The following is a 22,270-nucleotide window of genomic DNA, read 5'->3' as shown; positions in this document are numbered from 1 at the left end:
GGGGATTATAGCCTGCTTAATAAAATCACTCCATATTAAAGCTTTTAAAGGCCCTATAAATGCCTAATTCAAGCTAATGTGGAGAATAAACAAAACCCATCGTACACATTATGGCTGCTTAGAAAATGAAATGGCATTGGCTTTAATATGTATGTTCAAGCTGGCTAACGCATTACAAATAAGCTGCTCAATGTAATCAAACTGATTTTTTTGTTTAGCCTGCTCTAGTGCAATATCATCAATAAAATAACAACTTACTTTAAACTTAGAAGGTAAATTGTTTAAGTCTGCTGAATGGGTAAGAAAGCTAAAGTCCTCCACAGTATCTTTTATTTGCTCACAAGCGAGCGTTAATTGCTGACGAATACGTTTATCTAGCTGCTTTTGGGTTTTGGTCATCGTTTATTGCTGCTCGCGAGCTTGTTGTTCTTTAAATTCTTTGTAACTGTCTTGCTGTTGTTTAACACACTCATGGTATTCCTTATCTGCCATGTAGCTGCATTCACCCAACCGCGCTGATTGAATTTCATGGTAGCGGCTATCGCTGCTACATCCCGCTAACACCAATAATGCGGATAACGAAAATAGATATTTTAACTTATTATTTAACATTCAAAATTCCTACTATTTTAACGGGAAAACTACTGATTTTCGTTATTTTTGCTGTATATTGCACTGGTTTTGTATTTATAACCGTTAAGGGCACGTTATGATGTTGTCGCAGTTACAAGAGCTGTTCCAGCGTATCGATAAAAGTAAACTATTTCAATCATTTGTTATTGCAGTTATTGTTATTTCTGCATTGACCGTGGGCGCACATACTTATTCATTGCACCCAACCGCCGAACTCGTTCTACATTGGATGGATATAGGCATAACGGTATTTTTCTTAATTGAACTGATTATTCGCTATATTGCCAGCAAAGGTATCAAGGACTTTTTCTCCAAAGGTTGGAACATTTTTGACTTCATTATCGTGATCGGAAGTTTATACCCCGCGGCAGGCTCTACTATTTTTATTGCTCGACTGCTGCGTATTTTCCGCGTGTTACGATTAGTCTCAATGATCCCAGAACTGCGCTTATTAGTAAATTCGCTAATTAAAGCAATACCGCAAATGGGCTACATTGCGCTACTCATGTTCGTTATATTTTATATTTATGCCGCCACTGGCAGTATGTTGTTTGCTGATATAAATCCGGTACTTTGGGGCGATGTGTCTATTTCTATGCTCACCCTGTTTAGAATAGCCACCTTTGAAGATTGGACTGACGTCATGTACGAAACCATGGCCGTGTACAAATTAAGTTGGATTTTTTACCTAACCTTTATCTTTTTAACTGCATTTGTGTTTTTAAATATGATGGTTGGCGCTATTTTAGAAGTGATGAGTGAAGAGCATCGCAATGCACGCGAAGAGCAAGCCGATATAGACTCACTCCCTGCCACCCAAGGCCAAGTAAACGAATTAAAAGCACAACTAGCAGAATTAAAAGAACTACTTAAAAATAAGTAGCAGGGATAAAAAGGGCATGCATTTGCTTGCCCTTACACTTTAAATTTACCCACCAACCCCGTTAAAATTGACGAAAGACGATTCATTTCGTTGCCGTTTTCACTGGTGGTCACGGCAATATCACTCACCTCATCAGCCGCATTTTTAATTTCAGTAACATTGCGGTTTATATCTTCAGCTACATGTTGTTGCTCTTCAGCAGCGGTGGCTATTTGGGTATTTAAATCGCTAATATGAACGATAGATGCCGTGATCTCACTAAATTGTTGCTGCGCCGAATGCGCAAGCTCGACAGTTTTATTAGTGGTTTCTATACTGCGTTGCATGTCTTTAGATACCTTAGATGACATAGTACGTAGTTTATCAAGCTGTGAAGCCACTTCTTCGGTTGACTCAGCGGTTCGTTGCGATAACGCGCGCACTTCGTCGGCCACCACAGCAAAGCCGCGTCCGTGCTCACCGGCACGTGCAGCTTCTATCGCAGCATTTAAGGCCAATAAGTTAGTTTGTTCTGAAATACCGCGAATAACACTGAGTATCGACATAATGTTTTCGCTTTCAGTATCTAGCTGAGTAATATCTGCTGAGGCATTGTTTATTACCTCACATAGCTGAACCACACTTTCCACAGTTTGTGTAATAACCGATTGCCCCAAATCTGATGCTTGCTGTGTTTGAACAGCCAAATCCGCTGCATTTGCACAACTGCTAGACACTTCGTTCGCGGTGGCAGCCATTTCATTAATAGCCGTAGCTGCCATCTCTAAAGCTTGTTGCTGTTGGCTGGTGGAGCTTGTTAATTGTGCAGCTTGCGATGAAGTTTGCGATGAGGTTTTACTTACATTTTGCGCGCACTCATTAATTTGAGTTACCAGCTCGCTGATCAAGTTTAAAAATAAATTAAAGCTGTTAGCCAGTTTAGCGGTTTCATCTTTGGTTTTTATTGTTAAGCGTTGGGTTAAATCACCGCCACCTTGCGATATTTCAGTTAAGCCATCACTCACTTCAACAATAGGGGCTGATATTAATTTAGAAATATAACTCGCTATAGCAACAAATACGGCAATTAATATCGCACTAATAACCAATATGGTATAGGCCATAGTATTCGCCGTGCTCATCACTTCGGCTTTTTCTACTACCCCAATAAACTTCCAACCTAAGGTAGCAGAGGTATGAATATTAGCCATATATTGTTTACCATCTATCTCTACATCAAACAGCCCTTGGGTATTTTTAGCTAAGTCGGCGTATTTCCCCCCCTCAAGATCTGCTAAGTTTTTAAATCGGTAATCTGGATGTTTAACATCCACCAGCACACTGCCACTATCTTCAATTAACATTAAATAACCGGTTTCGCCTAATTTAATATCGGCAATAATATCGGTAAGCCCGCCTAATGATACATCCATTCCTTGGGCGCCAATTAATTCCCCGTTATCAATAATCGCTTTAACCGTAGATACAATAACTAAATCATCAGCGGCCCAATAATAGGCATTAGTACGCGTTGTTTTACCATTAGCCGCTTTTGCTGCCATATACCAGGGGCGCTCGCGCGGATCATAATTGGCGTTTACTTCCCCCATGGGCCATTGAATATACCCTCCTTGTTCGTTCCCCATGTAGATATAAGCAAGTCCTGGGTGTGTTTGGCCAAAATGGTCAAACAAGCTATATGCAGCTTGCTCTGTTGGGCTTTGATTAGGATGGTTAAGCATCACTGAGTTGGAAGCATCCATATGGGTTTTAACATTGGTGCGTGCGTTTTTAATGGTGGTGTGGGATGCTAAATAATCAACATTTTTGGCAATTTCGGCAAAAAACATCGTAATAGCGTTGTCTACTTGGCGCGCTTCTCGCTCACTCAATTGAGAAAAATTATCGAGTGCTTGCTCCCTCGTTTGCGATATAACAATAGCAGCAATTACAAACAAAGGCAGTGCGATAGCTGATGCAAAAGACAGCTTTAATTTTTTTGATATATTCATGTAGTTACATCCCAAGAAGCTAGATAAAATATAGTCTTGGAATATGTATTGAGCAAGAAATTAGCAATTATTTAAACATCACTCATTTAATCTTCAACCAATGACAGTTAAGCGCCTGTTTACTGTTTGTATGGTCACCATAAATCATGAATATCATTTAATTAATAAAGATGGGAGGTTACTTTTCAAATAGTTCACTCAAGGACTGTGGTTTATGGATAGCATAACCTTGAACGTAATCGACTCCCATTTGTTTTAAGATAGACTTAATTTGCTCGGTTTCGACAAATTCAGCAATTGTCTTCATCCCCATAATTTGACCTATTTCATTAATAGCTTTAACCATAGCATGATCTATTGGGTCACTTGCGATATCTTTAACGAAAATGCCATCAATTTTTAGGTAATCAACTTTAAGATTTTTAAGGTACCCAAACGATGATAACCCACTACCAAAATCATCAAGTGCGAAACGACATCCAAAATTTTTCAGCTTATTAATAAACTTTCCTGCAAGCTCTAAATTTGAAATAGCTGCCGTCTCTGTAATTTCAAAACAAATTTTATGACTGTTTACCCCTAGCGTTTGTAGTTGCTCAATAATAAAATCAAGAAAACTCTCATCAGTCAGCGATTGCCCTGAAAGATTAATAGAAACAAAGTTAATATTTTTAAGAAAAGCAGCGTTACGAACAATTAAACTAAAGGCGTTTTTAACAACCCACCTGTCCACTTTTACAATTAAATGATAACGCTCGGCTGCGGGTAAAAATGCACCAGGCGATATAACATTATCATGCTCATCAATCATTCTTAGTAACAGTTCGTAATGTTTATTTGAATCTCTGGTCAGTGGCTCAATTGCTTGCGCATACAGGCGAAAGCTGTCTTCATCAATCGCGTATTGAATGCGGTTTACCCACAGCATTTCACTTTGCCTTTGTACCAATTCTTTATCGTTTTCATAATGTACGTGAATACGATTTCGCCCTTTATCCTTTGCAATGTAGCAGGCAACATCGGCTACTTTTAACACTTCGATAAAGTCGAGTGCTTTTTCTGTAATTTGCATTAGCCCTATACTGGCACCAATACGAAAACTTCGCCCTTCCCATATAAATTGAAAGTCCTCAATAGCGCTTTGAATAGAGAGTGTTATGCGGTGCGCATCACTAAACGAGCAATCCTCCATTAAAATAGCAAATTCATCTCCGCCAAGGCGCGCCACTATGTCTGATTGCCGAACAGCTTTTTCCAGAATAAAACTAAGTTGGCGAAGTAATTCATCACCCGCTGAGTGACCGCAAGTATCGTTTACAACTTTAAATTGATCGAGATCCATATAACATAAAGCATGAACAGGCCGGTTATGAGCAGGAACAGCAAGTAGTAACTCTGTTCGACGTTTAAACTCTCTGCGGTTTAGCAACCCCGTTAGTGAGTCATGAGTAGACTGATAACTGAGTTTTTCCTCTGATTTTTTTCGTGCTGTAATATCAATATGAGTACCGACTAAACGGGTGATCTCCCCTTCTTCACTTTCAACCATGAAAGAACGAGATAAAATATTGATATAATGGCCGTCTTTATGGCGCATTCTAAATTCGACTTCATATTTTTTTATTTTCGCATCTATAAAAGATTGGATCTGCGCAAGCGTTTGTTCTAGGTCGTCAGGGTGTAATAAGCCTTCCCAGGTTGAGAAATGATCAACCAGCTCGTCCTCTGCATAACCTAACATTGATTTCCAGCGGGGTGAGTAATACATTTTATCGTTGGCTATATCCCAATCCCATAAGCCATCATTTGCGCCTTGCATAGCTAAACTCAAACGCTCTTCATTGGCTAGCGCTTTTTCTTTTTCGAGAATAAGTTCTTTATGTTGCTGCTCTAATGAAAGAGTCATTTGCGTCAATGAGTCAGATAATATATTTATTTTACTATTTGCCTGCGTTAAATCAGTAATATCGTAAAAAATCACCAAATACATTTGCTCAAAATCGGTTAAGGGCGCACAGCTGGCAAGCACGGTTCGTTGTGCACCATTTTTGCAATGTACATCTAACTTTATAGGTTCAAAGTCGGTATTTGTTTTTTTTGCTCGCTCAGTGTTTTTTTCCCATGAACTAATCACCCATTCACGGTATTTAGGGTTTGGGTAGGCTTTGGGCCACCAATCATTTAGTGTGGGAATATCGCTAAGTTTATAACCATAAAGCCTTGTAAACATGGGGTTTACATTAATAATATTTCCATATACGTCATTTAATGCAAAAGGCAAAGGCGAGGAATTAAAAATATTTAAAAAGATATGGCTTTGGGCTGAGCTTGTTTCTAGCTCAGATATTCGAGAATGTGCGATAGCTAATTCAGACTGAAGTTGCTCAATGCTATTCATTTATGCTTCCCAAGAATATAAATATCATAAAAAACCTGTAGTCAGGTTTATGCGTAAAACTGGCGAATAAATGCAACATTTAAATAGCATTTTGCGATGAAATTATTATACAGAGTCAAACGAGTGTTTAGTTGAGCATTGATAGTAGGCATTAAAACGGATTTAAGCAACTTATCATAATTATTAGGTAGTTATACGATGTTGCAACGTAAAATTATCACGCCTATTTTATAAAAATAACCATGCTATATTCAGGTATGAGAGATGGTTAAGCGATCATCTAGCTACAATAAATTTACTTGTGCTTATTACTCTATCCGAATAATCATTATGATATTGAACTATAATTGGTTTAAGGGAATTTTAAGGTAGCTTATGCCGTTATCTTCAGCGGGAGGTGGGTTGCCAGCTCTAATATTCATTTGAATAGCAGGTAAAATTAAGCGAGGCATAGGTAATTCTTCGTCACGGCTATCACGCATTTGGACAAACTGCTCTTTGCTTATTTTAGTCTTTACATGAATATTTGTTTCTTTTTGTTCTTTTACTGTGACCGCAAAACGGTGATTTCGTTTTTCAGTCGGATAATCATGGCATACATAAATTGTTGCCTCATCGGGCATCAAGAGTAGTTTCTGGATTGAATCGTATAATGTTTCAGAGCTACCACCTGGAAAGTCACACCTTGCTGTGCCTACGTCAGGCATAAAAATCGTATCACCAACAAAAATGGCCTCTTCATTTATAATGTAAACTAAGTCGGCGGGTGTATGCCCCGGTGTGTGCATTACTCGTATTGATAACTGGCCAACATTAAAACTATCTCCATCTTTTAATAGTCGGTCAAAATCAGCCCCATTGGGTAAAAATTCTTTTTCAAGATTAAATAGCGCCTTAAAGCTTTGTTGTACCGTTTTGATATGTTCACCTATGGCTATTTTAGCGCCAAAGTGTTTTTTAAAATAAGGAGCTGCAGAGATATGATCGGCATGAGCATGTGTTTCGAGAACCCACTCTAATGAAAGAGAATGGCTTTGAAGGTACTCGCCGATTTTTTTGGCGCCTGATTCACAGCTGCGACCTGATTTATAATCAAAATTTAAAACGGGATCAATCAAGATTGCTTGCTGAGAGTTACTATCAGAAACAACATAACTAAAGGTTTCGCTATCGTCATCAAGAAATGCGTGAACATGAAATTTACTGTGCATAATATTCTCCAATAAGTCTGAACTCATCACTTGAATTAATAAAAATGACCGGAAGCAATAATATAAACGTTGGTAAAGGCTATGAAGATATTAGCGATTTAATTATTAAATAAAAAGGGCTAGCCAATGCTAACCCTCAAAGTAAATATTATTTATTATCAACAATAATACGTAGCATACGGCGAAGTGGCTCCGCTGCACCCCATAAAAGCTGATCGCCTACGGTAAAGGCACTGATATATTTTGGCCCCATGGCGAGTTTGCGAATACGGCCAACAGGTATACTTAACGTACCGGTTACTTTAACTGGGGTTAAGTCGGTACTGGTAATGTCACGCTCATTAGGAATTACTTTAACCCACTCATTGTGCGAGGCTAAAATTTCTTCTATTTTTTCTACGCTAATGTCTTCACGTAATTTAATGGTCATCGCTTGGCTATGACAACGCATTGCACCAATGCGTACACATAAACCATCAATAGGCACAGGTTGTTTAGATGAGCCTAAGATTTTGTTGGCTTCAACTTGCGCTTTCCACTCTTCTTTAGATTGACCGCTTGGCATAGGCACATCAATCCATGGGATTAAGCTACCCGCCAGTGGCACACCAAACTGGTCTTGTGGCAAATCGCTTGATGCCATTTTTTCGCTGACTATTTTATCAATTTCTAAAATAGCTGAACTTGGGTTATCTAGTTGCTGTGAAACACTTGCATGAATAGCCCCCATTTGAGCTATGAGTTCTTTCATATTTCGCGCACCGGCGCCCGACGCAGCTTGGTAAGTCATTGGGCTTACCCATTCAATTAGGTCGTGCTCAAATAAACCACCCAGCGCTAGTAGCATAAGTGAAACCGTGCAGTTACCACCTACAAAGGTTTTAACGCCTTGCTCTAGCCCTTGTTCAATGACATCTTTGTTAACAGGGTCAAGTACGATAATACTGTCGTCACTCATACGCAGTGCAGAGGCTGCATCTATCCAATAGCCATCCCAACCTGATTCACGTAATTTTGGATACACCGCATTGGTATAATCGCCACCCTGACAGGTAACAATAATGTCCATTTTTGCAAGCTCAGAAATATCGCTGGCATCTAAAAGCGGTTTAGCTGCACCCGCTAACTCAGGGCCAAGCTGACCTGCTTGTGAGGTGGTGAAAAAGGTGGTGTCGATATGTGCAAAATCATGTTGTTGTTCCATTCGCTCTAGTAACACTGAGCCTACCATGCCGCGCCATCCGACTAATCCTACTTTTTTCATTGTTTGTTCCACTGTTTGATTCATAAAAGGAGCCTATACATTAAAAATTAAAAATTCATTGCGTGAGATTTAATTTTTACAGCCCTAAGCTAACACCACCAGCACGCTAAAACTAGTCAATAAACTGTAACTTAAATATTTTTCATACACATAAAAAAGCCCTGTATAAAATACAGGGCTAATGAGTAGTTAGGCGTTGTTATAAATCCTATCCTTGGGCTTTTACTTAAAACTCGTAACTATAACTAATATCAAAGTTCATACCGACTTCTTTAGAGCGAACAATAATATCTGATTGCGATACTTCCTGATCTTCATTAAGTAGGTTTTTAACTTTAAACTTCACCTTAGAGTTAAAGTCAGGGTAAAAGGTATAAACTAAATCAAGTGAATGAAATGGCTGCTCATAAGCATCATCTCGACTCGCAACACCGGCTGCTAAAATACGTTCACCAAATACGTTATAAACCAAAGAACTACTGTGCATTCCGTCGAGTGAATCGTAGTTAAGTTGTAAATTAACTACGTACTCTGAATGACCCGTCATACGTTTTTTAGGGTTAGTTAAGGTGCCCGCAAGCGCAGGATCGATAGACGCTTCTGAATCACTCAAAGTTATATTACCACTGGTAAATAACCCTTCAGATAAAAACGTAAGATCTTGCAACCATTCAGCTTCTATACCGTAGACCTCAGCGGTTTCACCATTGATAAATGAGGCTGAATAGTCTTCATCGCCAATATTTAGAACCGTTTCAATGGGTGAAGTAATATCTTTGTAAAAGGCAGCCACACTAAACGAATTACCGGCTTCACCGTAATATTCATAACGTAGGTCATAGTTTTTAATTGGGCTACTTTTAAGCCCTGTACGGCCAAATGTTCTAATATCGGTAAGTGGGTCAAAGTAAGTAACCGGTACCACTTCACGAAAATCCGGACGAACTACCGTTTCACCATAGCCTGCACGTATTTGGTAGTTATCAGCGCCTACATAGGTGACAGAAAGCGCAGGGTACCAATCGTCGGAAACAATAGAGCCTGCTTGAATTTTTTCAGGGTCGTAGAAAGTATTTAAGTCATCTTGATCAAATATTAGGCTAGATGTACCAATAGACGTTTGTTTAAATTGTTCATAGCGTACACCACCGCTAATGCGTAGCCATTGATCATAAAACATATCAAACGAGGCATAACCCGCATCTACTTTTTGTCCTGCTAGGTAATCATCCGCATCAGGAGCTGTTGGTTCGTTAAAATCAACCAGTATCGCGTTATTATTAATAAATTCATCGCTTAGATACCCGCTATTATTTAGCGCATTATCACTGCCATCATTTATAGTGATACCAGCACCACCACTGTTATTAATAGCAAAACTTGAGGTATTAAAAATACGCGCCCTATCTGAAAAGTCATACCCTACTTTAAATTCAACATCCATGCTGTCAAAGCTAAGCGGTAAGTTTAAATTACCACTGTAAGACTTAACTCGTTCTTCCATGTTGGTGTATGACATAATCACACGATTATCATCACCCGTGATTTGAGAACCTACATACGACCCGTCTGTGTTGTACTCATCGCGAAATTCAAAATCAGCATTCGTCGGAATATCCGTTGTTGCCTTCGCTTCGGTATACTGCCAATCAGCGCCAATCCCCATGTAATCTAAAAAGGTGTGCTGACCAATAAACTGGGTAATATTGAGTTGTCGCTCTTCGTAGTTAAAAGTATGGTTACGATTAGCAACGCCATCCCCTGCAATACTAAATGTTGAACTACCCGCTGGACTTTGCGAAATAGCAATTTCAGACTCATCTTCATTATCAATAATGTATAGCTGCTGCGCTGATATACTGTGAGTACCTAAGGTATAGCCTAAACTAAATGACGCATTATAACGCTCGTTTTCTGTGGTCACTTGGGAATTTTTTACAGTATTAAAACATGAATTTGCGACATCATCTGCAGTATTTAGCGCTGTCGTACAGTCAATTTTACCGTCTTCATTTTTTAAATCTTGGCTTATCACTGAGCTAAATCGGTCTTCAAAATCCCACTCATTTTTATAAGCGCCAGAAAGCATAAAGCCTAACTTGCCGCCAAAGTAAGATTCGCTAAAGCTATCACCGTAATGGGCTTTAATATTGTATTGTGGATCGAGAGAGTCTTCTTTTAACTCATAACCACGCGGTAACGACTTAAGCAATTCGTTATTAATCGCAGTCGCTTGCTCTGCACGTGTTGTATCACCATCGACTAAGCCATCGCGTTTTACTATGTTGCCAATACCAAAATCACCTCGGTATTGTGTTATTGCAGATGATAACGCATCAGGTAGTCCGCTTTCTTTACGGTTGTAAGTAAAGCCGTCACTTGCAGCAGTGTTATAACCAACACCCACCTCTACACCCGCTGTAAACTCGCTCGGTGCAGTTTTGGTTCTAATGTCAATATTACCGCCACCAAACGCGGCGGGCATATTTGGTGAGTAAGCTTTTTGTACTGCCATGCTTGAAATTATACTAGCGGGAAAAATATCAAGCGGGATCACATTGCGAGTTAGATCGGGGCTGGGTATGTACGCGCCATTTAAACGTGCGCTCGAATAACGTTCACCTAAACCACGCACATAAATGAACTTGCCATCAACGAGGGTCAAACCGGTTACACGCCTAAGGGCAGAAGCGGCATCGCTATCGCCAGTACGTGCTAATTGCTCTGAGCCTAAAATATCGGCTACAAAGGCTTGATTTTTTCGCTCTTCAACCACAGCAGCAGCACTGCCTTGTAAGCGCGTACCTACTGCCACTACTTCTTCTATTTCTTGGGCTACATCAACATCATTTTGCGCAGCAAATAGGCTTACAGATTGGGCACACAGCCCTAAACCAATCGCCCATGTAATTTGATTAAGTCTATGCTTTTTAGACATAAGATACATCCTGATCAGATTATACAAAAGAGGCGCCAAACGCTTATTATGCAAGCTCCAAGGCGCCTTCAGAAGTTTATAAATAGTGCTAAATTAGTCTGCGTTAGCCGCGGCTACTGCTGCTTCAACCCATTTATACCAATTTGACGTTGTATCCTGGTCCGATACGGCACCGATGTAATTTACCGATTCAAAGAACGAATCTGTTGTACTTAAATCAGTGGCTGTAACGCTCACATCTGTAGAAGCCGTATTAGTAGCAAAACCATTAGCAGCAAGTACAGAGACATCATCTGTTAAAATTTCACTCGCACCGCCATTTTCAAACCATGCTGTTTTAGTTTGTCCTGCAAGCGGACCACCAGCAAAGGTATCTGTATTAGCGAAATTATTTGAACATGCCATTACTGAGCTAGTAAAAGAAATGTTATCGGCTTGCTTTTCACCATCACCCGAGAATTCGATACATTGTGTATTAACTGCGTTTTTCTTAACAATTAACGCGTTATAAATGCTTGAATTAAATTGATCATCAAACTTGTAGGCTTGTGAAGGGTCATCATCACGAACTGAATTGCCATCAGTAGTAATCACAGTCACATTAGCAACCATCGGGTTTGAAGGTGACACTTGAGCAGAAGATGAACCTTTAACGCCGTCAGACTCAAAACCATTATTACCCATATTAACCACAGAACCATCGTTAAGCGTTACCGTACCGTGTTGAACAAATAAGTACTGCGCCTTACCTTGCCAACCGGCATCAAAGTCAAACGAATCATCTTGAGTATCTGTTACTGCAATATGCTTAAGCGTGGTTGCACCACCAAAGATTTCAATACCGTCATCAAAGCCTTGGTGAATATGAATGTAATCAAACTCAGAGCCTGAACCAACAGCATTAAGTGTTAATGAATTTAAATCATCGCCTTCACCACCTACGCGAGGGCCAGAGCCTGCATACCATACTTTAGCCCATTTAATATTACCGCTTGAATCGCTATTATCGTTACCACCAAAGTAGCTTGTTATACCTTCAGAGGCTACGTTACATGTACCGCCATCACGCTCTGCATCTGTACATTGGTCAGTAATACCTTGACCATTAATGATAATGCCACCCCAGTCAGCATAACGTGCACCTTCACCAGCTGTATCAAAACGGTCAAAGGCATTAGCTGAGGTAAATACTACTGGCTTTTCTGCTGTACCCACGGCTTGAATTTTTGCACCACGTGCAATACGTAAAATCGCTTCACCTGATTGAAACGCAAGCGTTGCGCCAGGCTCTACAGTCATAGTTGGGCCATTAGTTGGAATAGAAAAGCCATCAACTGTGTTGCCATCTTCACCAATTTGCAGGGCATCAGCAAATACATGTACACCACCGCCAGGTAACTCTTTAAATGTAATGTTGTTAGTAATTGAAATAGTTTTACTTGAAAATGAATCGTTGTATAAGCAATCTATACCACTGACCACACCTGTTACCGTGCCTGCATCTGATTCATAGCTTGCACATACAGCCTCATCATCAGTTGTTGAACCGGTGTTGTTATTAGAATTATTAACACTGTTGTCTGTACTGGTGCTGTTATCATTAACGGTTGGTGTAATTTCTATATCACCACCACAACCAGCAAGTGTCATTGCTGTAGCCACTAAGCTGATTTTGAATAAGCCAGATAATTTCATTGTTCACTCCGTAAAAGTATTTAATTATTGTGTTAGCGCATTAAGTAATAACTTAAGTCACTTTAAGGCACGATACTCATGCATTAAGGTCACTTGAGTTATCGAATACGAAGTACAATACGGGAGTGATATGACAATGAAGTTACACTTTAATAAACATAAAATGACAATGTTAATTAATTAAAAATCAATCAGTTATTTTAAAAATGCAAGCAAAAAAACCACACTAACCGAATGTTAGTGTGGTTTGAGTAGTGCAATTATGAAATGGTTTTTAGTGCGTCAATTAAGAACTAATAATCGCACTATAAAAATTAAAGCAGTGCTGTTTTTAATGTTTGCGCATGCACTTTTTCGCGTTTTACATATTTGATCCATTGCTGGGCTAAACGTTGCGACTTTTTGTGCTTTTCGGCTTGTTCAAACGCAAGGATAGACGCATCAAAATTTTGTAAATTGTATTGCGCCATCCCTAAAGCAACAAACGCATTTGATTCAAAATCAAGGCCGCCTTTATCCAGTGCCATTCGCGCTGCATCGGCAGCTTCGTCATACTGCTCGGTGTTTACATACACTTCAGCTAAGCGCTGATCGTATTTACCATGCTCTGAACGCTCTGCAGCTTTGGTAAAGTAACTAATCGACTTAGCATCTTCTTTAGCTTGTACCATGGCCTCGGCTACAAAGGCATAATTTTTAGCAGTTGGTTCAGCAATCCCCTGCTCTATTGCTTTACTCATTACACTGGCTGCTTTATAAGCAAGCTGATTATATAAATATACCTGCGCAAGCTGCCTTAAGTCAGATTTAGAGGTTAAAAATCCTTGCTGGTAAGCAGCCTCTAAAACACTAAGCTGCTGTTTTTCTTGCCCAGTTTCACCATACATACCGGCTAATTGCACCCAATACTCAGGTTTATTGTAAAGCTTTACCATACGCTCAAGTACGCTCACTACTTTATCGGTTTGGTTAAGTGAGTAATACATAGCGCGTTGCAGTACCAGCCAGTTTTCTTTGGGTACTTTGCCTTCGCTATCACTTAAGTTAATGGCTTGGGTAATGTAACTTAGGCCTTGCTCATAGTCTTTTAATTGATAGTAGGTTTGCGCCCTTAATAAATAATAGGCGTCGGTTTTAGGCTTAGTGTTTATGGCGTCCCATTTGTCTAAAAATGCAATCACCTTTTTATAGTCACTGTTAGCCATAGCAAGCTGCGCAAGGCTGAATGTTGTGCTCAGGCGTAGTGTTTCTGGAATACCGTCTTCGGCAATCACTTTTTCAAATGAAGCAATCGCTTTTACAAGGTCGTTCTCATTGTAATAAATAAACCCATAAAAGTTATGCATCATCGCAATTTCATAAGAGTTCATACTTGATGAGCGCGCTTGTATGCTGTCAAGCGCAGCCAAGCCCGCTTTACTGTCGCCATCATCCGCTAGTTTTTGGGCGCGAGCCAATTGGCTGTATACTTTTTCACGCAGTGCGGGTACTCGTGTTGTTTTTTGCTGTTCAGCGGCCTGTACTGTCGCCAAATTTACACCCGGAAGTACACTTAATGCACTTGGTGTAACAATACTGGCACTGATTGCAACAGTGCACAGCATACTCAGCTTTAATAGCTTGGTTGTTAGTTTTAATTTCATAATTGCCTCACGTTCACTCTTTGCTTACTTAACAGAATTAACCATTAATTTGGAAAGAAATTTTATTTTGCACACCGGCTACTTCAACGGCTTCACCATTAACCACGCGCGGTTTATATTTAAATTTAAGGGCCGCATCCATCGCTGCTCTGTCAAATAATGACTCTGGCTCGGCTTTAATAACTTGCGGCTCTTTAACCGTGCCTTGCTTTGTCACTGTAAATTCAACAATGACATACCCTTCAATACCACGCGATAACGCACGCCTTGGGTAGACCGGTGCTACTTTTACTATGGGTAAATACTCACCATCACTGGTTTCTAACGCTAATCCACCCGCTAGATTTACATCCGCATCGACATTGACAGCAAAATCAAAGTTGTTGCTGGCTGCGTTGTTATCGCTACTTTGCATTTGTGGCGATTCCATTGGCGGTGGTGGCTCTTTAGGCGTTGGCGGCTTTTGTGGTTTACGCTCCTTTTTTTGTACCGTTTCTTCTTTTTTCAAACGTACAAAATCTAACACATTCCCTTTAGCAGGCTCCGTCATGGCGCCTTCACCACCGGTGATCAATGCCTGCATACCTAAAAACAGCATAAAGGTCACCACACCCGCTATAATTAACGCAAGTACATAACGCATCACTCGTTACCCTTCTTGAGCCGCTATTGAAACATCAAATACACCCGCTGCACGCGAGGCATCCATGACTTTTATCAAGGTTTCTGTGGTGGCTTTTTTATCAGCCTGAATAACTACACTGCCTTGTGGATTTTCAGCTTTTAAGCGCTCAATGTTGGCTTGTACAGCGCGTACATCAATTTGACGTTTATTGATCCAAATTTCGCCTTGATCTGAAATGGCCACTAATATGTTAGCCCGCTCTTTTTTTACTGCGGTTGCCGCTTCTGGACGGTTTACATCAATACCCGCTTCTTTAACAAACGAGGCTGTCACGATAAAGAAAATAAGCATAATAAATACAACATCCAGCATAGGGGTCATGTTTATTTCTTCTGCTTCGTCTTCTTGGAATAAATTACCTAATGGGGCTCTCATGTTATTTCTCCTAGAATAAGCGGTAATTATGTTCACCGCTTTTCAATAATTATTTAGTGGTCTAACACCATAGTGTCTTGCAACAATTCAACTTCACGCTTTGCTTTTCGTTGTAAATAGGTTGAGGCAAACACCCCAGATAACGCACCGACCATTCCTGCCATTGTTGGTATGGTTGCTTTTGACACACCTGATGCCATAGAGCGTGCACTGCCTGTACCTGTAATGGCCATTACATCAAAGACTTCTATCATCCCTGTAACTGTGCCAAGCAATCCTAATAGTGGACACAGCGCCACCATTACATTAATCAGCGGTAAATTTGCGTTTAAACGCATGCTGGCGCGTGACACCATGGCTTGGCGTATTTGCTCTGCATTCCAGCTGTTGCGTTCACTTCGCGTTTTCCACGTATTTTTAACGTCTTTTTTGTAGTGCCGATAGCCATTAAAAAAGTACATAAATCGCTCGAGTATCAATAACCACATCGCGAAAATTAACACGGCAATGACCAAGAGCACTTGGCCACCCGTGTCGAGAAAATCACGGATAGCATTGATTGAATCAATCAATAGCACCATGGTTTAGGCTCCTTTCTCGCTTCGCTCGGCAATAATACCTGCACTTTGTTCTTGTAAAATAAGCAGTAAGCCTTTTGAGCGAGTATTCAATAAGGTGTATAAAAACACCGTTGGAATGGCAACCACAAGACCTAATACCGTAGTAACTAGGGCTTGCGAAATACCGCCCGCCATTAGTTTAGGGTCGCCAGTACCAAATAAAGTAATTGCTTGGAAGGTATTAATCATCCCGGTTACCGTACCGAGCAAGCCAAGTAATGGCGCTACCACAGAGATAATTTTAATAAGCGTTAAATTACGGGTGATTTTTGGCATTTCGCGTAAAATGGCTTCGCTTAACTTAAGTTCAAGCGTGTCGTAGGCCACATTTGGGTATTGATCTTTCACTTTCATGACGCGCCCTAACGGGTTGTCATCACGGGCTGTATCGTCTTTTAATTGACGACGGATTTTTCCACCCATCAGCATGAGCGATACAAAACGCTCTAGCGCAATTAATAACGCTAATAAACCAACGCCTAAAATAACGTAACCGACCGCACCACCTTGATGAACTTGCTCGCTGGTATCAGGGGCTTGTACTAACAAACCTAAAATTGAGCCGCCTGTTGGGTCAAGCGCAAACGGTACAACACCCGTGTTTGCTTGCTGCAAATCAGCCGCAGTCGCAGTAAAGCGGCTACTTGGTTGGCGAGTAAGCTGGCTAATGGTATTGGTGGCCGGTGTATACTCTAAGTACTGACCGTCACTAATAAGGTTAAATGCACCCACACGTACCACTTCTTTTTGTACTTTATTGCCCCCTTCAACAATTACATCAGTATTGAAGCGGCTTACTTTTCCTTGTTCGGTCATTTCGCGTTGTAGCTCAAACCAAACCTTTTCTATATCTTCAATAGACGCAAGCTTTGAAGTTGAACCCATTTTTTGCGCCAATTCGTCCATAAAAGTACTACGCCCAGGTAACTGTGCCGATACCACAGAGGTAGCAAACTTGTTACTTGAATCGCCAGCGACTTGTTGTAGCACACCAAATAGCTCTTTTAATGAACCCATACGCTTTGATAAGGTATCAGTTAGATTAGCCAATTTAATTTCGTTTTCTTCAAATTGCGTCTCTAAACGCTCTGACTCGCTAAGCATTTGGTTACGTTTAGCTTGGGTGTTTTTAAGCATTTGCACTTGTTCATTTTGACGTGCTGCAAATTCTTGTTCACGTTGTTTATTTTGCTCTGATTGCGCTAATTTACCCTGCTCTAAGGTTTTTAATAAAGCATCTAAATTCATCGGCTCAGCGGCAATGCTGGTGCCCACAAAGCTTAAGCTGGCTGCAAACACGGCCATTTTTGTCATTTTCGTTAATAATTTCATGGTAAACCTCTTATTCTGCAGCGTGAATTGGCAGTGTTAACATATCGGGGGCAAGTTGTTTGCGAGCAATGCGAAGCCCTTTATTAATTTGGCTTATGGTTGAATCTGGTAGCGCAACAAACGACTGTGACTGCTGATCCCAACTACCTGCTTGTTTACCATCGCGGGTGAGGTAAATTAGCTCTAAACGACCAATGCGTAGAAAGTCGACTTCGCGTTCTTTATTATCCACATCAAGCAATGCGGTATACGCCTCAATAGTGCGTCCGTAGTCAACCTCAACTTGGTAAGCTTCTAAAACACGACGAAATTTTTCACTTGATGAAATATCAGCACGCGCCATCATTGCATTTAATGATTCAAGGCGCTGCTTACGCTCTTGCTTTAAAAACGGCACATCTAAGGCAACAAACTGTTCAAGCCCGGTGATCATACGAAGCATTAAAGGGGTTATTTGGCGTTCAATTATCGATACTTGATCCATCGATAAATTAATCGACTCCATCTCTTCTATTTGATTATTTAACTGTTTGGTAAGCTGTGCGTTATAAACGGCTAGGCCATCTATTTCTTTATTTAGGGTTTTAAATTGCTGTAAACGCCCTTGCATTGAATCTGCAATCTTGTCTATTTTTGTTTGTGATTGCGCAGCTAAATTATTAATTTCGCTGCTTTTCTCAATTACCGTGTTTAAATCATTGGCGTGGACTGCTGCACTTGCGGCTACAATACCAGCTAAAATTAATGGTTTAACGCCTTTCATCGTATACACCTTTGCTCGTTAATTAGCGGATTTGCTAGTGTTTATTAATCGCTTTAGCTTGTTTACAAAAAAACAATTTAAAGCGAGATAGTTTCAATGAGCGAAAGTGTATAGATTAAAAATGACAAGCGTGTTGCGTAAAAAAGTCGCTTTTATGACAACGGTAATAAATTAGCCTTATTGGCCTATTTTACAATTCAGGGATGAAAATAGTGGGATTAAGTTTACAAGTAAGATTGTATTTCAATCAGGGTTTGTCGCCAATCTGTGTAGTTAATAGCAATAGGGTAAGCGCGATTGTTATGTATTAATACTAACGACGGAAAACCTTGAATAGGTAAACTGCGAACATAATTAAGCTCATCATCAAAGCGACGCTTAAGCTCATTAGAGTGAAGTAACTGTGCAAATAAACGGGCGTCTAAACCAATTATTTCGCTCAGTTTAATTAAAACCGCTTCATCCGATGGGTTTTGTGCCTGTAAATAATATGCCTGCTGTATTGCCGCTATCATCTGTGGTTCTTTGTTGAAGCTGCGAGCAATTAAAGCGGCCCTGCAAGAGGGATAGGTAGAACGGCGAGGTTGGCAGTCTCGCCAAAAATCAAAATTAAACTCTGTGCCTAACTGGCTGCTAATTTTTTGCCATATGGCTTGTAGTTGCAACTGCATATCCTGACTCATTGGCAAGTCAGTATCTGCAGCTAAACCACCCACTCTGTATTCAATGGGAAGTTTGTTTACCAAGGCAGCCTCAAGCGCATGCCATGTAGGTTTATAACCCCAGTACCAGCTACACATAGGGTCGTGTACATATATTAATTTACTCTGAGGCGTGTTGATCATGTACAGATACCACCTTATTTCTACCTTGCGCCTTAGCGCTGTATAAATACTGATCCGCTTGCTTTAACGCATTATTATAATCATCTACACTGTTAGCCTGAGCAATACCCATACTACACGTTAATGATACTCGCTGATGTTTGTCGGTTAGCATCACATGGTTTTGCACACATTCTCTAAAACGGTTGGCCAAAATGCTGGCCTCAAGGGTTGTTTGTTGCGGTAAAATAACCACAAACTCTTCGCCGCCATAACGTGCTTTAAGCGCTGTTGCAGGAAACTGAGACTCTAATAACTTAGTAAATTCAATTAAAACCGTATCACCAAAATCATGTCCGTAGCTGTCGTTTAATTGTTTAAACTTATCTAAATCAATGAGTAAAATAGACAGCGGCAAATAATGTTCTGGCCTTGAAGCTGCTAGCTTTAAAAAATGTGAGGTAATAAAGCGACGATTAGGCGCCCCGGTAAGCTGATCGGTATGAGCATGCTGTTTTTGCTCTAAGGTGATATCAGCAATTGCTAAATGACTGCGGTGACGAAAATACTCACCGATAAACGAAAACACTAACACCAGCGAAAATGCAGCAACAAAACGGGTCTTTTCTACCGCGCCATAAATAACTTGCCCCATATCAGGGCCATACAACATAACAATACAGCTCAATAACATGGCACTGCTTAACCAGGCGCCAAACTTCACACCCAGTATGGCAAATACAGCAACGGGATAAAACATTAGCCAATATAAAGCAGTGTTTTCTTTACCGCCGGTGTATACCAAAGCTAAGCACATCACAAATACAATCACTAAAGTGATGAGGGCGATTGCATCAATCTGCTTTGTTTTCATAAAATAAATAATACACCCTACAATCGTTACGTTAACCACAATTAACGCAATAGTAAGGATTGGTGCATACACGTGATGATTGGCAATTACTAAATAGGTAATTAACACCAAGGCAATCGCTATCATGGTAAATAACGAAAATACTTGGCGTTGTTTATCAAAGCTATAAACGCTGTCAATATTGATTAAATTGAGCCAGCTTGGCTTATTTATTTTTGTTTTACTGATCATACTTTGAATTTTTTAACCATGCGCTCTAAGTCACTAAATTGATGCTTAAGTTTGGTACACTCTTCCAAAGTAAGATTTAGGTTTGATTGGCCTTGAATCGATAAGTCGCTGATAACGTGAATATCGCTATGTAATGACTTAACCACTTGGTTTTGCTCATCCGTAGCATTAGCGACACTATGATTGGCGTCGGTTATTTGCTTAATCGCACTAATTATTTGTTTCATTACATCGCCAACTGCATCCGCTTGCTGAACACTTTTTTCACTTTCTTCTAAACTGGTTTTCATAAGTTCAACGGCAGAGCTTGAACCTTTTTGTAATTCAATGACGGTGTTTTCTATTTCTTGAGTTGATTGCTGAGTACGCTGTGCAAGTTGCCTTACTTCATCGGCAACAACCGCAAATCCTCTTCCCGCTTCACCAGCACGAGCCGCTTCTATCGCCGCATTTAAAGCCAGCAAATTGGTTTGCTCACTCACCCCTTTTATTACTGCCAATACATTTCCTATATTAGCGGTATGCGAGTCTAAACTATTTATGGTTTCTTGCGCTTGCTCTATATTTTGTGACAGTTGATGAATACTTGAAACGTTGTTTGTGAGGGTCTGTTGATTCTTAGCACAGTATTGATCTGCATCTTTGGCAAGCGTCGAGGCATTACTGGCGCTGGTTGAAATTTCTGTTGAGGTAGCTGAAAACTGATTAATTGCCGACGCCACACTGTTGGTGCGCTCACTTTGGTCATCATACATAGTTAATGTTGAGTCTGTCTGCGTAACCAATTTAGCAACTGCCGTTTCCAGTAACTGCGTTGAAGATTTAACCTGAATTATTGAATTTTGGATTTTTTCTATAAAAATATTAAACGAATTGCTCAATTGACCAAATTCGTCATCGTTTTCAACGCTTAACCGACAGGTTAAATCGCCTTCACCCTGCGCTATATCTCTAATGGCATCATTGAGACGATACATAGGGCGCATCAAATAACGCAGTAAAAATTCCAGTGACGCAACAATCACTAAAATACCAATAATTAAAAATACAATTGCCTTTTGCCCAAACGAAGAAACACTTGAATACGCTTTATCTTTATTGACTACTACACCTAGATACCAATCAACGTTTTCAATACCACGAATTTTAGTAAAGGATACCAGCGAGGTTTCACCTGCTACTTGATGCTCGGTGAATTCTCTTGCTAACGGTGCATTTTTACCAATTAAGTCAGCGACTGTTTTTGAATTTAATTTGCTATCAGGGTGACTCAATATTTGCCCTTTATTATCAAGCAAAAAACCATAACCGAGTCCTAAAAAATCAATATCTCCAATAATTTCAGCGATGGTTTGCATATCAATATCTGCCCCCGCTACCCCTTTAAATTGACCATTACTATTAATAGGGGCAACGGCTGAAATTGTCAGTTCGTTGGTCGTTACATCGATATAAGGCGTTGTAAAAGCCGTTGTTGTTTTATTTTCTACTAATTTATACCAAGGGCGACTTGTCGCATCAAAATCGCTGGGGAGTACAACACTTTGATCATTTAGAATAAATGTACCCGATGATTTACCTATGTAGGTATTTTTAAAATCCCCTGCAAGCTCAGCGGTATTTAATTGCGAAAGCGTTAAAGACTTGGCATCGTCATCTTGGTATGTTTTTGCGATAGAGATCACAATCGCTAATTTATTATTTAGCCAGCTTGCAATATTTTTAGAGACAGACTCAGAGTTTTGCTCTAGTACTAGCGATAACTGCTCTTGAGTTTGATGCCGCATTGAAAAATAATTATTTATGGTGAAAACACCTAGCACTAAAACTAACACTAATGATGCAGCAATGGTGATTTTGGAGGTGAATTTAAGCGAGCTAAACATAAGTACCTTAAGTATTAATCATTA

At 40.1% G+C, this 22,270-nt stretch carries 18 protein-coding genes; 1 reads left to right on the top strand and 17 read right to left on the bottom strand.

Annotated features, from left to right (window positions below):
• Positions 1-108: 108 nt before the first annotated feature.
• Together PTET_RS18810 and PTET_RS18805 are read right to left on the bottom strand one after the other, a co-directional pair.
• Entirely contained in the window at positions 109-399 is a 291-nt protein-coding gene (locus PTET_RS18810) for a hypothetical protein (RefSeq protein WP_024601009.1), read from the bottom strand.
• A gap of 3 nt (positions 400-402) precedes the next feature.
• Positions 403-612, bottom strand: coding sequence for a hypothetical protein (locus PTET_RS18805; protein WP_013463335.1), 210 nt, complete (start codon positions 610-612; stop codon positions 403-405).
• A gap of 100 nt (positions 613-712) precedes the next feature.
• Here PTET_RS18805 and PTET_RS18800 point away from each other — a divergent pair, with 100 nt between their 5' ends.
• Positions 713-1,516: an ion transporter gene (locus PTET_RS18800; RefSeq protein ID WP_174818639.1), complete on the top strand. Its 804-nt coding sequence runs from the start codon at positions 713-715 to the stop codon at positions 1,514-1,516.
• 32 nt (positions 1,517-1,548) lie between these two features.
• Here PTET_RS18800 and PTET_RS18795 read toward each other — a convergent pair whose 3' ends face one another.
• The 15 genes from PTET_RS18795 to PTET_RS18725 form a co-directional block, all read right to left on the bottom strand.
• Positions 1,549-3,507, bottom strand: coding sequence for a methyl-accepting chemotaxis protein (locus PTET_RS18795; RefSeq protein ID WP_096039101.1), 1,959 nt, complete (start codon positions 3,505-3,507; stop codon positions 1,549-1,551).
• 178 nt (positions 3,508-3,685) lie between these two features.
• Positions 3,686-5,905 (bottom strand): bifunctional diguanylate cyclase/phosphodiesterase, encoded by a 2,220-nt coding sequence (locus tag PTET_RS18790; protein WP_096039100.1) that lies wholly within the window; start codon positions 5,903-5,905, stop codon positions 3,686-3,688.
• A gap of 341 nt (positions 5,906-6,246) precedes the next feature.
• On the bottom strand, positions 6,247-7,116 hold the full coding sequence (locus PTET_RS18785; protein ID WP_028834593.1) for an MBL fold metallo-hydrolase: 870 nt from the start codon (positions 7,114-7,116) through the stop codon (positions 6,247-6,249).
• Positions 7,117-7,264: 148 nt separating this feature from the next.
• The gene (asd, locus tag PTET_RS18780) at positions 7,265-8,404 is read right to left on the bottom strand and encodes an aspartate-semialdehyde dehydrogenase (RefSeq protein WP_064663215.1); all 1,140 of its coding nucleotides are present in this window, start codon (positions 8,402-8,404) and stop codon (positions 7,265-7,267) included.
• A 202-nt stretch (positions 8,405-8,606) separates the two neighbouring features.
• A complete protein-coding gene (locus tag PTET_RS18775; protein WP_096039099.1) occupies positions 8,607-11,318 on the bottom strand; it encodes a TonB-dependent receptor domain-containing protein in 2,712 nt (903 codons plus the stop codon).
• Positions 11,319-11,411: 93 nt separating this feature from the next.
• Positions 11,412-13,013 carry a hypothetical protein gene (locus PTET_RS18770; RefSeq protein WP_028834590.1) on the bottom strand — a complete coding sequence of 534 codons (1,602 nt, stop codon included), beginning with the start codon at positions 13,011-13,013 and terminating at the stop codon, positions 11,412-11,414.
• Between the two features lie 314 nt (positions 13,014-13,327).
• Positions 13,328-14,656, bottom strand: a complete 1,329-nt coding sequence (locus tag PTET_RS18765; protein WP_024601017.1) for a tetratricopeptide repeat protein — start codon at positions 14,654-14,656, stop codon at positions 13,328-13,330.
• Positions 14,657-14,693: 37 nt separating this feature from the next.
• Complete coding sequence (locus tag PTET_RS18760) at positions 14,694-15,299, bottom strand: energy transducer TonB (RefSeq protein ID WP_096039098.1); 606 nt, start codon at positions 15,297-15,299, stop codon at positions 14,694-14,696.
• Between the two features lie 6 nt (positions 15,300-15,305).
• Complete coding sequence (locus PTET_RS18755; RefSeq protein ID WP_008111500.1) at positions 15,306-15,716, bottom strand: ExbD/TolR family protein; 411 nt, start codon at positions 15,714-15,716, stop codon at positions 15,306-15,308.
• A gap of 53 nt (positions 15,717-15,769) precedes the next feature.
• Entirely contained in the window at positions 15,770-16,297 is a 528-nt protein-coding gene (locus tag PTET_RS18750) for a MotA/TolQ/ExbB proton channel family protein (protein WP_008111501.1), read from the bottom strand.
• A 3-nt stretch (positions 16,298-16,300) separates the two neighbouring features.
• Positions 16,301-17,668 carry a MotA/TolQ/ExbB proton channel family protein gene (locus tag PTET_RS18745; RefSeq protein WP_096039097.1) on the bottom strand — a complete coding sequence of 456 codons (1,368 nt, stop codon included), beginning with the start codon at positions 17,666-17,668 and terminating at the stop codon, positions 16,301-16,303.
• Positions 17,669-17,678: 10 nt separating this feature from the next.
• Complete coding sequence (locus tag PTET_RS18740; protein ID WP_058156055.1) at positions 17,679-18,431, bottom strand: DUF3450 domain-containing protein; 753 nt, start codon at positions 18,429-18,431, stop codon at positions 17,679-17,681.
• A 224-nt stretch (positions 18,432-18,655) separates the two neighbouring features.
• Positions 18,656-19,276 carry a DsbA family protein gene (locus PTET_RS18735; protein ID WP_096039096.1) on the bottom strand — a complete coding sequence of 207 codons (621 nt, stop codon included), beginning with the start codon at positions 19,274-19,276 and terminating at the stop codon, positions 18,656-18,658.
• Positions 19,254-20,360 carry a GGDEF domain-containing protein gene (locus tag PTET_RS18730; protein WP_090494943.1) on the bottom strand — a complete coding sequence of 369 codons (1,107 nt, stop codon included), beginning with the start codon at positions 20,358-20,360 and terminating at the stop codon, positions 19,254-19,256. Before PTET_RS18730 ends, PTET_RS18735 begins: the two co-directional genes overlap by 23 nt.
• Positions 20,357-22,246, bottom strand: a complete 1,890-nt coding sequence (locus PTET_RS18725; RefSeq protein ID WP_096039095.1) for a methyl-accepting chemotaxis protein — start codon at positions 22,244-22,246, stop codon at positions 20,357-20,359. The genes PTET_RS18730 and PTET_RS18725 overlap by 4 nt, the downstream gene beginning before the upstream one ends.
• Positions 22,247-22,270 lie beyond the last annotated feature (24 nt).

It is taken from the genome of Pseudoalteromonas tetraodonis (assembly GCF_002310835.1).
GTDB classification, from domain to species: domain Bacteria; phylum Pseudomonadota; class Gammaproteobacteria; order Enterobacterales; family Alteromonadaceae; genus Pseudoalteromonas; species Pseudoalteromonas tetraodonis.
The sequence above is the reverse complement of the archived record's forward strand: the minus strand, read 5'-3'. Positions and strand labels throughout refer to the sequence as shown.